The 14,163-nt window shown below is 69.4% G+C and carries 12 protein-coding genes; 6 read left to right on the top strand and 6 right to left on the bottom strand.

Features of this window, described 5'->3' with window-relative positions; translation table 11 throughout:
- Window positions 1–53 precede the first annotated feature (53 nt).
- Window positions 54–1,373, top strand: coding sequence for a radical SAM protein (locus tag H295_RS0101675; protein WP_020133605.1), 1,320 nt, complete (start codon window positions 54–56; stop codon window positions 1,371–1,373).
- A gap of 305 nt (window positions 1,374–1,678) precedes the next feature.
- Entirely contained in the window at window positions 1,679–3,151 is a 1,473-nt protein-coding gene (locus H295_RS0101670) for a cellulose-binding domain-containing protein (protein WP_020133604.1), read from the top strand.
- Between the two features lie 104 nt (window positions 3,152–3,255).
- Here H295_RS0101670 and H295_RS0101665 read toward each other — a convergent pair whose 3' ends face one another.
- The 6 genes from H295_RS0101665 to H295_RS0101640 are packed head-to-tail and all read right to left on the bottom strand — an operon-like array spanning window position 3,256 to window position 8,773.
- Window positions 3,256–3,933, bottom strand: a complete 678-nt coding sequence (locus H295_RS0101665) for a GntR family transcriptional regulator (RefSeq protein WP_020133603.1) — start codon at window positions 3,931–3,933, stop codon at window positions 3,256–3,258.
- A 57-nt stretch (window positions 3,934–3,990) separates the two neighbouring features.
- Window positions 3,991–4,992: a proline racemase family protein gene (locus H295_RS0101660; RefSeq protein ID WP_020133602.1), complete on the bottom strand. Its 1,002-nt coding sequence runs from the start codon at window positions 4,990–4,992 to the stop codon at window positions 3,991–3,993.
- A gap of 13 nt (window positions 4,993–5,005) precedes the next feature.
- The gene (locus H295_RS0101655; protein ID WP_020133601.1) at window positions 5,006–5,899 is read right to left on the bottom strand and encodes a dihydrodipicolinate synthase family protein; all 894 of its coding nucleotides are present in this window, start codon (window positions 5,897–5,899) and stop codon (window positions 5,006–5,008) included.
- A gap of 30 nt (window positions 5,900–5,929) precedes the next feature.
- On the bottom strand, window positions 5,930–7,327 hold the full coding sequence (locus H295_RS0101650) for an NAD(P)/FAD-dependent oxidoreductase (RefSeq protein WP_020133600.1): 1,398 nt from the start codon (window positions 7,325–7,327) through the stop codon (window positions 5,930–5,932).
- Window positions 7,320–7,619, bottom strand: a complete 300-nt coding sequence (locus H295_RS0101645; protein ID WP_020133599.1) for a (2Fe-2S)-binding protein — start codon at window positions 7,617–7,619, stop codon at window positions 7,320–7,322. Before H295_RS0101645 ends, H295_RS0101650 begins: the two co-directional genes overlap by 8 nt.
- Entirely contained in the window at window positions 7,616–8,773 is a 1,158-nt protein-coding gene (locus H295_RS0101640) for an NAD(P)/FAD-dependent oxidoreductase (RefSeq protein ID WP_028808955.1), read from the bottom strand. The genes H295_RS0101645 and H295_RS0101640 overlap by 4 nt, the downstream gene beginning before the upstream one ends.
- Window positions 8,774–8,938: 165 nt before the next feature.
- Between H295_RS0101640 and H295_RS48690 the strand changes: the two genes are divergently transcribed.
- From H295_RS48690 to H295_RS0101625, 4 genes are read left to right on the top strand one after another with little or no spacing between them, the layout of a single operon-like run.
- Window positions 8,939–10,048 (top strand): TniQ family protein, encoded by a 1,110-nt coding sequence (locus H295_RS48690; protein WP_078616535.1) that lies wholly within the window; start codon window positions 8,939–8,941, stop codon window positions 10,046–10,048.
- The gene (locus tag H295_RS0101635) at window positions 10,038–10,799 is read left to right on the top strand and encodes a TnsA-like heteromeric transposase endonuclease subunit (protein WP_106960738.1); all 762 of its coding nucleotides are present in this window, start codon (window positions 10,038–10,040) and stop codon (window positions 10,797–10,799) included. Before H295_RS48690 ends, H295_RS0101635 begins: the two co-directional genes overlap by 11 nt.
- On the top strand, window positions 10,796–12,952 hold the full coding sequence (locus H295_RS0101630; protein ID WP_028808954.1) for a DDE-type integrase/transposase/recombinase: 2,157 nt from the start codon (window positions 10,796–10,798) through the stop codon (window positions 12,950–12,952). Before H295_RS0101635 ends, H295_RS0101630 begins: the two co-directional genes overlap by 4 nt.
- Window positions 12,952–14,142 carry a TniB family NTP-binding protein gene (locus H295_RS0101625; protein WP_020133595.1) on the top strand — a complete coding sequence of 397 codons (1,191 nt, stop codon included), beginning with the start codon at window positions 12,952–12,954 and terminating at the stop codon, window positions 14,140–14,142. Before H295_RS0101630 ends, H295_RS0101625 begins: the two co-directional genes overlap by 1 nt.
- Window positions 14,143–14,163 lie beyond the last annotated feature (21 nt).

Here is a 14,163-nt window from a genome sequence, read left to right as displayed (position 1 = left end):
GTCGAAGGCATAACGTGAGGAGTCGTACGTCCGATCCGGGAGGAGAACACGGGATGGGCAGCCGTACCGCGCTGGTCGAGGATCTGATGGAGCGGTTCCCGCAGGTTCCGCGGGAAGCCGTCTTCAAAGAGGACCTGTTGCGGGGTGGCGTGGCCTTCGACCCGTCCGCCCTCAGCGACAACGAGTCCGGCGAGGTGAAGCCGAAGTCGTACTTCATCTTCTCCTTCGACCACGGCACCCTGCCGGAACTGGGCGAGGCCGCGCTGCGACGGCCGCCGGAGGAGATCATCCTCACGGGCGGGCCCTACGACCTCAGGCGGACCGTGGTGTCGGTGCGGGTCAACCCCGCCTCGCCGTACCGCGTGGCCGCCGACGAGGAGGGGCTGCTCGGGCTCTACCTCGACGGGAAGCGGATCGCCGACGTGGGTGTGCCGCCGATGCCGGAGTACTACCGGCACAAGCTCTCCAGCGGGAAGTCCGTCATGGAGGTCGCCCCGACGATCCAGTGGGGCTACCTGATCTACCTGACCGTCTTCCGGGTCTGCCAGTACTTCGGCGCCAAGGAGGAGTGCCAGTACTGCGACATCAACCACAACTGGCGCCAGCACAAGGCGGCGGGGCGGCCCTACACCGGGGTCAAGGACGTCGACGAGGTCCTGGAAGCGCTGGAGATCATCGACCGCTACGACACCGCGAAGGCGTCGACCGCCTACACCCTGACCGGCGGTGCCATCACCTCCAAGCTCCAGGGCCGTGACGAGGCCGACTTCTACGGCATGTACGCCAAGGCCATCGAGGAGCACTTCCCGAACCGCTGGATCGGCAAGGTCGTCGCCCAGGCCCTGCCGAAGGACGACGTGCAGCGGTTCAAGGACTACGGCGTGCAGATCTACCACCCCAACTACGAGGTGTGGGACGAGTACCTCTTCAAGATGTACTGCCCGGGCAAGGAGCGGTACGTCGGCCGGGACGAGTGGCACAAGCGGATCCTGGACTCGGCGGACGTCTTCGGGGCGCGCAACGTGATCCCCAACTTCGTGGCGGGCGTGGAGATGGCCGAGCCCTTCGGCTTCAAGACGGTCGACGAGGCCATCGCCTCCACCACCGAGGGCCTGCGGTTCTTCATGTCGAACGGCATCACGCCCCGCTTCACCACGTGGTGCCCGGAGCCGACGACCCCGCTCGGCAAGGCCAACCCGCACGGTGCGCCGCTGGAGTACCACATCCGGCTCCTCCAGGCCTACCGCCAGACCATGGACGACTTCGGCCTCTCCTCCCCGCCCGGCTACGGCCCTCCCGGACCCGGCCGCGCGGTGTTCTCGGTGAGCTCCTTCATGGACAGCCTGCCCGCGCAGGAGCCGCTGGAGGTGTGAGACGCGGCCTCACGCGAGGCCGCGTTCCCTGAGCGTGAAGACCCGGCTGCCCGGCAGCCGGGTCTTCTGTGTGACGTTCGGGCCCCGTGAGACGCAGAAGGTAGGAGAGACGGTTGATTCCGCAGGGGATTGATACTTTTCCGCCTCGGGTCCGTATCCATGGCTGAAACTGTTTAGTCACCAGATTTGAATAGCCTGCTTGTCAGTTGTGTGGGAGACGTGAAAGGCTCCTGTCCTGCCGCGAGGTTCCCCCCAACTCCTTTGCCAGTATGGCGAGTTGACCTCGCTTTCGATGCAGGAGACCCATGCCCGACCTGCCGACCCCCCAGGACGCCGCTGAGGCCGCGCTGTTCTCCGAGTGCTGGGATGCCGTGCTGTCGTATGCCGATCTGTGCACGGCCGGCTCCACCGCCGCCACCGATCTTGCCACGGAGGCGTTCTCCCTCGGGATGCGCGAGGCCCGCGAAGCGGAGGCCGCCGTCCGCGGTGCGGGCCGCCGCCCGGCCCGGCTGCCCCGAATACCCCTGCTGCTCACCGCCGTTCGCACCACCGCGGCGGAGTGGGAGGTGCAGGGCCTCGGCCACCGCCTCGACCCCGACCTGCGGCTCTGGCTCCACTCCGACAAGGCCGCACGCTACACCGGCCCGCCGCTCCAGCGCCCGATCGCCCTGCGCGGACTGCGCGACCTCCAGGCGGCGGACGCCGAACTGCTGTGGCTGGCCGAGGTGGAGGCACTTCCGCTGCCCGTCGTGGCCCGGCGGCTCGGCCTCGACCCGGCCACCGTCGGCGAGGAACTCGCCCAGGTGCGCGTCCTGTTCCGGGACCGCAGCAACCGCAACCACCTCGACTCGCCGATGGACGGTCCGTGCCGCAGCTACGCCCGGCTGCTGGACGCCGTCACCCGGTCCGCCTCGGGCGAGACCCCCGACGACCTCTCGCGGCACCTCGCGCGCTGCCAGCAGTGCGCGGAGGCCGCCGCCTGTCTGCGGCTGCACGGCGGCGGACTGCCCGCGGCACTGGCCGGCGGGGTCATCGGCTGGGGCGGCCTGGCCTATCTGGAACGCCGTCGCCGGGCCGCCGAGGTGCGCCTGGCCGCCGGCCGTCCGGCAGCGCTGGAGAGCGGTCCCCCGAACCCCGGCGCGCACAAGGCGAAGGTCGTCCGCAACGGACTGCTGGTCGCGGCCGTCCTGGTCTCCCTGCTCGCCCTCGCCGTCTCGATGATGCCGGGCCAGGACATGGATCACGACACCGCCAAGCCCGGCACCCCCGCCGACGGACAGCCGGTGGCCAACCCCACCTTCCCCGTCCCCTCCGCCACCTCTCGGGCGCAGGGCTCCGCGGAGCCCACGAAGACCCCGACCACCGGTCCGTCCCCGTCGTCGAGCGCGAAGAAGTCCGATCCGGAACCGCAGGGCACCAACTCGGGCGGCGTCCCCGAGCCCGAGCCCAGCGAGAGCGCGGCGCCGTCCTGCGAGGTCGAGTACTCCCTCGTGAACCAGTGGCCCGACGGCTTCCAGGCCGCCGTCACGGTCACCACCACCGAGGCCCTCAGCGACTGGCGGCTCACCTGGTCCTTCAAGGACGGCCAGAAGGTGACGCAGATGTGGGACGCGAACTACAGCCAGAGCGGGGCGAAGGTCACCGCGACCGCCAACGACTACAACAGGTCGGTCCCCGAGAACGGTTCGCTGGCCATCGGGTTCATCGCCTCCTGGCAGGGCAAGAACGCACCGGCGTACGACTTCTCCCTGAACGGGCATGCGTGCGTCAAGTCGTGAGGCGGATCGTCAGTTGCGGGTCGGCGGGGGATTAGGGGCGCGGGGAACTGCGCGGCCAACCACGACGGACCCGCACCCGCCCCACCACCGAACCCGGCACCCCCCTACCGCGCCGCCCACAACCCCCGCACATGCCCGATGTGCCGCGTCATCACCGACCGCACCCCGTCCTCGTCGCGGGCGACCAACGCGTCGAGCAGCTCCAGGTGCTCCTCCGCCGACGCCAGCAGACGCCCCGACTTCACCAGCGGAGTCAGCCCGTAGAGCCGGGACCGCTTGCGGAGATCCCCGACCACCTCGACCAGATGCGCGTTTCCGGCGAGCGCGAGCAGGCCGAGGTGGAACCGGGTGTCCGCCTCCACGTACGCGATCAGGTCACCGGAGACCGCCGCCTGCACGATCTCCCGGGCAGCCGGCCGCAACGCCTCCAGGGAGACGGGGTCGGCGGTCGTGGCCAGCTCCACCACCGTGGGGATCTCGACGAGGGAGCGGATGTGGGTGTACTCGTCGAGCTGCTTCTCGGACACCTCCGTGACCCGGAACCCCTTGTTGGGGACGGTGTCGACCAGGCCCTCCTTCACGAGGTCGAGCATGGCCTCGCGGACCGGCGTCGCCGAGACCCCGAAGCGGGTGGCCAGCGCGGGCGCCGAGTACACCTGGCCCGGCAGCAGTTCGCCCGCGATCAGCGCCGCCCGCAGCGCGTCCGCGACCCGCTCCCGGTAGCTGCTCTTCTTGCCGCCCAGGACGGGCAGGGCCGGGGCGCCGGTGTGCTGGGCTGCCATGAGGTCGTCTCCTATGGGATGGTGCAATGTCACGTGATACGGCCCATTGTCGCGGGCTCAGAGCACGAACCCGGCCGGGAACGGATCCGTGGGGTCGAGCAGGTACTGGGCGGTGCCGGTGATCCAGGCCCGGCCGGTGAAACTGGGCAGCACGGCCGGGCGTCCCGCGACTTCCGTGGTGCCGAGGAGCCGGCCGGTGAACCGTGTCCCGATGAAGGACTCGTTCACGAACTCGGTGTGCAGCGGGAGTTCACCGCGTGCGTGCAGCTGGGCCATGCGCGCACTGGTGCCGGTGCCGCAGGGGGAGCGGTCGAACCAGCCGGGGTGGATGGCCATGGCGTGCCGCGAGTGACGGGCGGTGGCGCCGGGGGCGATCAGATGGACGTGGTGGCAGCCGCGGATGGAGGGGTCCTCCGGGTGCACCGGTTCCTCCTCCGCGTTGATCGCCTCCATGAGGGACAGCCCGGCCTTCAGGATGTCGTCCTTGCGGGCGCGGTCGAAGGGCAGCCCGAACTGCTCCAGCGGCAGGATGGCGTAGAAGTTGCCGCCGTACGCCAGGTCGTACGTCACCGTCCGCCCGTCGGCCAGGCCGGCCTTGCGGTCCAGGCCTACGGAGAACGACGGGACGTTCCGCAGGGTGACCGTGCTCGCCCTGCCGTCCTCCACCGCGACCTCGGCGACGACCAGGCCCGCCGGGGTGTCGAGGCGGATCGTGGTGACCGGCTCGACGACCTCGACCATGCCGGTCTCCACCAGCACGGTCGCGACCCCGATCGTGCCGTGCCCGCACATCGGCAGATAGCCGGAGACCTCGATGTAGACCACCCCCCAGTCGCAGTCGGGGCGGGTCGGCGGCTGGAGGATCGCGCCGCTCATCGCGGCGTGCCCGCGCGGCTCGTTCATCAGCAACTGCTTGATGTCGTCACGGTGTTCACGGAAGTACAGCCGCCGCTCGTTCATGGTCGCGCCGGGGATGGTCCCGATCCCGCCGGTGATCACCCTGGTGGGCATGCCCTCGGTGTGCGAGTCGACGGCGTGCAGGACGAGTCTGCTGCGCATGGTCCCGCCTCCCTCAGGCCAGTCCGGCCGCGAGGGCCTTCTCGGTCGCGGCCCGGACGGCGGCCTCCTGCTCGGGCAGCAGCGCCACCCGGGGCGGACGGCAGGTGCCGCCGTGCCGCCCGGCGATGTCCATGGACAGCTTGATCGCCTGCACGAACTCGACCCGGGAGTCCCACCGCAGCAGCGGATGCAGCCGGCGGTACAACGGCAGGGCGGTGTCGAGGTCGCCCCGGGTCGCGGCCCGGTACAGCTCGACCGAGGACTTCGGCAGGGCGTTGGGGTAACCGGCCACCCAGCCCTTGGCACCCGCGACGGCCAGCTCCAGCAGGACGTCGTCCGCGCCGACCAACAAGTCCAGTTCCGGGGCGAGTTCGGCGATCCGGTAGGCCCGGCGGACGTCTCCCGAGAACTCCTTCACGCCCTGGATGAATCCCTCGCCGTGGAGCGTGGCGAGCAGCTCCGGCACCAGGTCGACCTTGGTGTCGATGGGGTTGTTGTACGCGACGACCGGCAGCCCTGCCTTGGCGACCTCGGCGTAGTGGGCGATGACGGCCCGCTCGTCGGCACGGTAGGCGTTGGGCGGCAGCAGCATCACCGACGCGCAGCCCGCCTCGCGCGCCTGCTCGGCCCAGTGACGGGACTCCGCCGAGCCGTACGCGGCCACTCCCGGCATCACCCGCTCGCCGCCGACGGCGGCCACGGCCGTCTCGACGACCTTCGCGCGCTCCTCGGGGGTGAGCACCTGGTACTCACCCAGCGACCCGTTCGGTACGACCCCGTCGCAGCCGTTCTCGACCAGCCAGGCGCAGTGCTCCGCGTACTTGTCGTGGTTCACGGACAGGTCGTCGTCCAGCGGGAGTGCGGTGGCGACGAGGACTCCGCGCCAGGGACGAAGGTCGGTGGTCATACGGTCTCCCTCTCAATGGGGTGTGACATGTCATCGGCTCCCGTTCTCCCCGGCCCGCGCCAGCACCCCCAGCGGTACCGGCCGCGCGAACGGTCTGCGTACGGCCGTCTCCGCGCACCCGGCGACGCCGGCGACCCCGGGCCCGCACATCCGGCCCTGGCACCAGCCCATCCCGGCCCGCGTCAGCAGCTTCACGGTCCGCAGATCACCGGCCCCCAGCTCGCGGACCGCCTCCCGCACCGCACTGGCCTGCACCTCCTCGCACCGGCACACCACCGTCTCGTCGGTGACCTGCTCGGCCCAGTGCGCGGGCGGCGCGTACACGGAGTCGACGGCCGCGAAGAAGGCACGCAGCCGCTCCCGGGTTCGCGCGGCGGCCGCCCACCCGCTCGGATCCGGCTCCCGGCCGGCGAGTCGCGCGGCGACCGAGCGCCCGGCGATGTGTCCCTCGGCGAGCGCGAGGGCGGAGCCGCCGATCCCCGTGGTCTCGCCCGCCGCCCACACGCCCGGCACATCGGTGCGCTGCTCGTCGTCGGCGTACACGTCCGTGCCGTCGACCCTGCAGCCGAGCGCGTCGGCGAGGTCGGTGTGCGGCAGCATGCCGTGGCCCACGGCGAGGGTGTCGCAGTCGAGGCGCCGCCGGGTGTCCGGGCGCACCCGTCCGTCGCGGTCGAGCGCCGCGACGGTGACCGCCTCCAGCCGCTCGGTGCCGTGCGCCTCCACGACGGTGTGGTGGAGGAGGCTGCGGACCCGGTGCCGGGCCAACTGCCCCGCGTAGAGGGCCCCTTCGGCCACTTTGCCCGGCTGGGCCGCCAGTGCCCGGGACCGCCGTACGAACGCTCCGGGAGCGGCCGAGTCCACCAGCGCGGCGACCGTCGCGCCCGCCCTGGCGAGCCCGGCGGCGACGGGCAGCAGCAGCGGTCCGGTCCCGGCGACGACCACGGTACGGCCGGGCAGCACGAGCCCGCCCTTGAGCATGGCCTGCGCCCCGCCCGCCGTGACGACACCGGGCAGCGTCCAGCCGGGGAAGGGCAGCACCTTCTCGTAGCCGCCGGTGGCGAGGAGGACGGCGTCGGCGCGCACCTCGGCCGGCTCCTCCTGCCCGGCACCGAGCAGGGCGTGCACGGTGAAGGCGGCGGCACCACGGCGTTCGACGAACCAGACGTGATGATCCGTCAAGTGTCGTACCCGGCCCGCTCGCACGTGACCGTTCAGCCCGTCCCGCAGGCGTTCCCATGTGCGCCAGTGGTGGTGCAGGGCCTGGGGGTGCCGGGCGCCCAGACCGGGCGCGGGCTGCCGGTAGAACTGCCCGCCCGCCTCCGGGGCCGCGTCCACGAGGGCGACGCGGATGCCGCGCGCGGCCGCGGCGAGGGCGGCCGCGAGTCCCGCCGGGCCCGCGCCGATCACCGCCAGGGTGGGTTCACTCATCGTGGCCCGTCCCTTCCTGGGTGCGGATCCGGTCGCCAGGGCGCAGGGCCAGCAGGCAAGCCCGTTGGTTCGGACGGTCGTTGACGGTCACCAGGCAGTCGAAGCAGACTCCGATGCCGCAGAACAGCCCACGCGGCCGCCCCTCGCCCCGGGTGCCGCGCCAGGAGACGACGCCCGCCGTCCACAGCGCGGCGGCGACCGTCTGACCGGGCAGGGCCTCGATCTCCCGCCCGTCGAGCGTGACGGTGAAGGCGGGTCCGGGCTCGGCGCGCGCCAGTTCCAGCGGGTTCACACGGCCTCCTCGGCGTCGGGGAACCGGTCGGGACGGAAGGGCGCGAGAGCGAGCTCGGGAGTCCCGCCGGCCAGCACCTGGGCGATCAACCGCCCTGTCCCCGTGGACAGTCCGATCCCCGCGCCCTCGTGCCCACAGGCGTGGAACAGCCCCGGCACCCGTGGGTCGGGGCCGATCGCCGGCAGGTGATCGGGCATGTACGGCCGGAAGCCCAGGTAGGTCCGCATCGCCCGCACCCGCTCCAGGAACGGGAACAGCCGGGTCGCGCCGGCCGCCAGCGCACGCAGGGCCGGCAGTGACAACGACCGGTCGAAGCCGACCCGTTCACGGCTCGCGCCGACGAGGACGGGGCCGGCCGCCGTCCCCTCGACGACCGGCGAGGTCTGGAGGGCCGCCGAGTCGCTGGCCACGTCCGCCACGTAGTCGGCGGCATACACCTTGTGGCGGACCAGCCGGGGGAGCGGCTCGGTGACGAGGACGAAGCCGCGCCGGGGGAGCACGGGCAGGCTCGCACCCGCCCGTGCGGCCAGCTCCCCGCCCCAGGTCCCGGCGGCGTTGACGACGTAGGGCGCGTCGATGTCCCCCCGGTCGGTCCGCACCCCGCGCACGGCACCTGCCCTGTCACGCGGCACCTCGGTCACGGTCGCGCCGGTGAGCAGACGGGCACCCGAGGCCCGTACGAGATGAGCCGCGGCCAGTGTCGGCATGACCTGGGCGTCCTGCGGATACAGCACCCCGCCCGCGAGACCGGGCGCCAAGTGGGGCTCCAGGTCGTGGAGTTGCTCCGCGGCCACCCGCACCGCGTCGACTCCCGCGGTGCGTTGCCCGATCGCGAGCTTCTCCAGGGCGTCGAGACCGCCGGGGGTGGAGGCGACGACCAGGCCGCCCTTGCGCTCGTACTCGATGGGGCCGCCGAGCTCCTCCGCGAGCTCGGACCACAACCGGCCGGACAGCAGGGCGAGTTCGAGCTCGGGGCCCGGTTCCTTGTCGGAGACCAGGAGATTGCCCTCACCGGCGCCGGTGGTGCCGCCCGCCACCGGGCCGCGGTCGACGACGATCACGTCGAGGCCCGCGCGGGCGGCGTACAGAGCACAGGCGGCGCCCACCATTCCGGCTCCGACGACCACGACATCGCAGGTCAGTCGCTTGCTCACGCCAGTACTATGTCACATGGCGCTCAACTCGGGAACACCCTCGGCCCCGCCCGGTCGCTGAGCGCGGCACCTCAAAATGAGAGTGAATACCTCAACATGAGAGTGCAAATGACAGTGAATACCTCAAAATGTTAGTGATGCAGGTCACTCTCAGGAGGTGGGCGCATGCTGCCACGGAGATTAGCGCTGGTCACAGCTCCTCGAGTGGATGAAGCGTTCGCGTCGTGGGTGGATCGGATGGCTCGTGTGAACCGATGTCCGCCGGCTGAGGTCGCCAACCTGATGGGGCTGCACCTTCGGGGGGTTTATGCGAGTACTCGGCCCCCTGCGTTCGGAGTGCAGTGTGATGAGGCGGTCCGGCAGACCGTGTACGCAGCGACGGGTGTCCCGGGCAGCGCAGTGGACAGGATGCACCTGTCGGTTTTCGAGGGTGGGCCACTGAGTGTGGCGGCGGTGCTCTCCGCCAGCAAGGCGCGTGGGCCGTCGGAGGCCCGGGAGTGGGTCGAGGTGTACGGCAGCCGGGCCTGTCCGTGCTGCCTGCTGGCGTCGGGCGGGGTGTGGCGGCTGTGGTGGAAGCTGTCATGCGCGGCGGTGTGCCCCGAGCATCAGGTGACGCTGCTGGATCGGTGCCCGGCGTGCGGTTGGGCACTGCGGTGGGGTGGAGACCGGCCTCGGGCCGTGCCACGGTGGGACAGGCCTCCAACGTGCTGCGCGAATTCCGTTCACGGGAGCCCGTGTGCAGAGTGGCTGCCCGCGGTTCGCGTAAGTCGGGCAGACGAGCGGACGGTGAGCGCACAGCGGCTTTGGCTGGACACCGCGTACCGCCGGGCCTATCCCATGCTGGGAGGTGCGAAGGTATCGGCACGACAATGGTTCGAGGCGTTCCGTGCGTGTGTGATCTTCTTACGGCTCGGGCTGCCCACGATCTTGGGACGTTTACCTGGCATGCCTGGCTGGTGCGCCCAGGCTCTTCTGGATGAACGTGTCGAACGAAATGTGTACCGGGACCAGTTCGGCTGGGGCCCTGCTTCGGCCACAGCTGCGGCAGCGTTTCTCACGGTCGTTACCCCTCTTCTGGCCGCGGCCGACAGGCGGGAGTTGACTCGAGGGTTGGCGCCGCTGGTGCGTACAGCGATTGAAGAAGGCTGCTTGACGCCCCGACCGTTGATGCGGATCCCGATGCCGGGGGTTTTCGCGAGGGCAGTGGCAGCACAGATGCCGGTGGGCCCTTCGGCCAGGAGTCCGCGGAGAGGAAGTACTCGCGGTGAACCGTGATGCGAAGGTACCGGAGCCATCCGTTCGAGACATCGACGTGGTGCGGGTACGGTACGTCGACTCTGAAGGAGTCCAGCATCTGGTACGGCTGGAGGAGGCTGCTGACCTGCCGTTCGAGAACGGCAGAATGGTGCGGGACATCCCCAGCCACCGGGACCAAGGGCACATGCCGGGCCAGTACTGGGTGGCGAAGTGGGGTGACTTCGCCGACTATGAAAGCGTGCTGGAGTCGAAGTGGCTCACGCTGCTGGACTTCGACCCGGAAGTGACCGCATTCGTCACACAGCCCTTGGAGTTCGACGCCATCGACGCCCGAGGGGCGTGGCAGCACACACCGGACGTCTTCGTACGCCACCGCGACGGCAGCGTGCTGCTGCTGGACGTGAAGAACCCCGAACTGCGTGACGATCCGAGGGTACTGCTGCAGGAGGAGCGCACCCGACGTATCTGCGAGCGGCTGGGCTGGGACTACACCATGGTTTCGGAGCCGAGCGGGCAGCGCTGGGTGAACGTCGATCTGCTGTCCAGTGCCCGGCGCCCGCTGCACCTCGGTGCGGATCTGGTTCCCCGCCTGCTCGAACTGGCCCGTGAACCAGTAGAGATCGGGGAGCTCGTCCGGTTCATGGAGTACCCGGACCTGGCACGCGGGGTGCTGTATCACCTGATGTGGCATCAGCGGATCGTCACCGATCTGGATCTCCCGTTGCGGGACACAACGCTGGTGAAGACCGCGGCGGAGGCACGGGCATGACGTTTGACGGCGCCGTACGGCTTCACCCTGGATCCAGGGTGTGGCTGGACGATGAGGTGCACACGGTGACCGGCGTGACCGACGACGGGGTGCGACTGCGTTCGGAGAGCGGTTCATGGACCGTGATCAGTGTGGGACACCTCCTCGCGGACCCGACCTTCCGTCCCTACGAGGGCGACGCGAACCCGGAGCGCGAGGACTCCTCTGAACACGACGCCTCAACAACGAAGCTGTGGCTGGACGCCGCCGCCCTGTTCGACAAACTGAGCGACAAACAGCTGGAGGAACTGCAGCGCGCCCAGGAGCACGTTCTGGAGATGACGACCGGATTTCGCAGTGGAGATCCACAGGACGCATCGCCCGGAGAACCCAGGCCGGAGTATGCCCCAGGTGTGTCGCTGGCCCAGCGTGTGCAGAGCAAAGCCCGGGAACTGGGGTACAGCGAGCCGCAGATGTGGCGACGTCTGCGTAAGTGGCGGGAAGAAGGCCCGTGGGGGCTGGTGGACCGGCGCAGCCACCGGCCATCGGATCCTCTGGCTGGGGCGGATCCACGGTTGATCGACGCGATCATCACCCAGTACAACGTGACGGAGGCGGACGACTCGACTGGCAGTCTGAACCGGCTGCGTCGCCGAGTCGAGCGGCGCCTTGTAGACCTGCATGGACCTGGCACGGTGAAGATGCCGGTGCTCAAGACTTTCAACCGGTACGCCGCTGCCCTCCTGCCCGGCCGCTACACCACTGGACAGGCCACGACACGGCAGTCTGTGGCGAACCGGCCGGAGGGCTACTACCGTCCGATCACCGCCAGCCGCCCCGGTGAGCTCGTGATGATCGACACCAGCTGGCTGGACGTACGTGCCTACGATCCGGTCGAGGACGTCGTCTTTTCGGTGGATCTGACCATCGCGATCGATGTGTGTACCCGCAGTCTGCTGGGATGGCGTCTTGTGCCCAAGGGGACGAAGGGCGTGGACGCGGGACTGGTCATCGCGGATGCGATGATGCCGGAGCCGATGCGTCCGGGCTGGCCCGAGGGGCTGCGGCACCGCTTTCTACGTCTGCCGTGCGAACCTTTGCTCGCGCAGAACGAGCGGTTCGCGGCCGCTGCGGCCCGCCCGGTGGTGTTCCCCGAGAAGATCGTGATCGACCACGGCAAGGCGTTCGCCTCTCAAGCAGTGAAGAACGTGTGCCGCCGCTATGGGATCACCATCCAGGACACCCGTAAGTACCGGCCTACTGACAAGCCTCAAGTCGAGGCCGCTTTCAAGACGATCAGAAGCCAGCTCTCCGGGCACATCGCCGGCTACAAGGGCAACCACGTGGTGCACCGCGGCCGGAACGTCGACGCGATCGCCCGGTGGACGATCGAGGAACTGGAGGAGTTCTTCGCCGAGTACGTCGTCGCGGTCTACCAGCGCCGCCAGCACAAAGGTCTAGTGCTGCCGGGATTCCCTGAGATCAGCCTGTCACCCAACGACGCCTACCGGCTAGCAGTGCACCGCTGCGGCTATATCGCCGCTCCACGCGATCCCAACCTGTTCCTGGAACTACTGCCGATCCACTGGTGCGGGATTCACGACCGCCGTATCCAGAAGGATTACCTGTACTACAGCGCGCCCATCACGGGCACGTACAACGAGTCCAAGTCCCCCTACGCGCACGCCACGGGCGCCTGGCCTGTCCGCTACGACCCACGGGACATGACACATGTCTACCTCCATGATCCCTACACCGGCGACTGGCACACTCTGCGCTGGACGCATGCCCTGACCGGGCTGGAGCCGTTCACGGACATCACCCTGCGCCAGGTCAAGCAGGAACTGCGCGAACGAGGGCGCAATCCAGAGGATCAAGAGGCCGTGTTGGACGCGTTGCTCGACCTGCAGAACCGTACGGACGCCGTCGAGGCGTCCACCGCACACTCCCGCCGGGCGCGGGCCCGGGACGCCGAGCGAGCCAGGGTGGCTGCCCGGGACAGAGCCCGCACTGAACTGGTTGATTCGGCCGCCGAGGCATTGGTCAAGGATTCCCACCTGCGGGCTGTGCCGCCGCTGCCCGCGGACGACGAAGGAGAGGTCACGATCGACTTCGACAGCCTGCCGGCATACGAAGTGTGGGGCGGCCGTCCAGAGGAGGACGACGCACCGTGATGGCCCCGCCGCCGAAGGAGTCGGACAGCACCCATCCTGGCCTGGCCGAACCGCGAACCAAGGAGGACTGGTTCGCGTATGTCTTCTACGAACCGCCACCCCGCCCCCGCCTCCCCCGGTACGACGCCTATGTGGCAATGGCCGAAGACGATCCTGAACGGCGTCGTCTGATCCGCAGCCGCAACCGGTATCACAGCGCCTTGGTTCTGGCCTGGACTCCTTCCGTCCAGTACTTCGAGTCGGAGATCACGGAACTGCTCGATGCGAACGAGATGGCTCCGCCCGGCGCCCGGCTGGGACTGCTCATCGACGGACCCCCCACGGTCGGCAAGTCCACTCTGGTCAAGATGATCGGCCGGAAGTTCGAGCAGGACCTCCGCGAGGACTTCCCTGAGCGCTTTGCCCCTGAGCGGCTGGGGGCTTACGTCCCCGTTGTCTACATCTCCCTCGCCGACCAGGTCACCCCCAAGCAGATCTCCATCGCGATCGCCCGTTATCTGAACGTGCCTACCGGCGGTACCAAGGACACCATCGACGATCGTGTCCTGACCGCGCTCACGGCATGCGGTACGCAGTTGCTCATCTTCGACGACCTACATTTCCTGGACTGCTCTCACAAGGAGGGGCGGGCCTCCAATGACCACATTAAGTTCATCGCCAACCACGTTCCCTGCACGATCATCGGCACCGGTGTCGACATGGAGAACAGCCCTCTGCTCAGCGAGGGAGGCCCAACCGGACCCGTCAAGCGGAACACCCGCGTCAAGTTCCCGCCGTCCAGTGGCCCCAGGACCCAGACCGCCGGCCGGTTCAGCCGCCAGGAACTCGCGCCCTTCACTCTCGACAGCAAACCCGAGATCACGCAGTGGGTCGGCGTCATCAACTCCCTGGAGAGTGCGCTGGCCCTGTACCGGCACGAGAAGAGGAGCTTGACCCGTCGGCACTGGCGCTACCTCCACGATCGCACCAACGGCAGCATCGCTGGTCTCCACGCCCTCATCCGCCGCAGTGCCGTGCGGGCCGTCAAGCTTGGAACCGAGGCCATCACGCGCGAGATCATGGACTCCATCGTCCTGTCGTACGACCATGAACGTGCCTACGCCAAGGTCGTCGAACTGCGGTCCCGCCAGTCGTCGAACAGCAGAAGCAAGCTGGACAAAAAGTCGTCCGCAGCGGAGGGAAGTGCCTGAGGACACAAGCAGCGCCTGACG

It is taken from the genome of Streptomyces sp. 351MFTsu5.1, assembly GCF_000383655.1.
Classification (GTDB): Bacteria; Actinomycetota; Actinomycetes; order Streptomycetales; family Streptomycetaceae; genus Streptomyces; species Streptomyces griseorubiginosus.
Note: the sequence above shows the minus strand (reverse complement) of the source record. Positions and strands in the feature narration are given on the sequence as shown.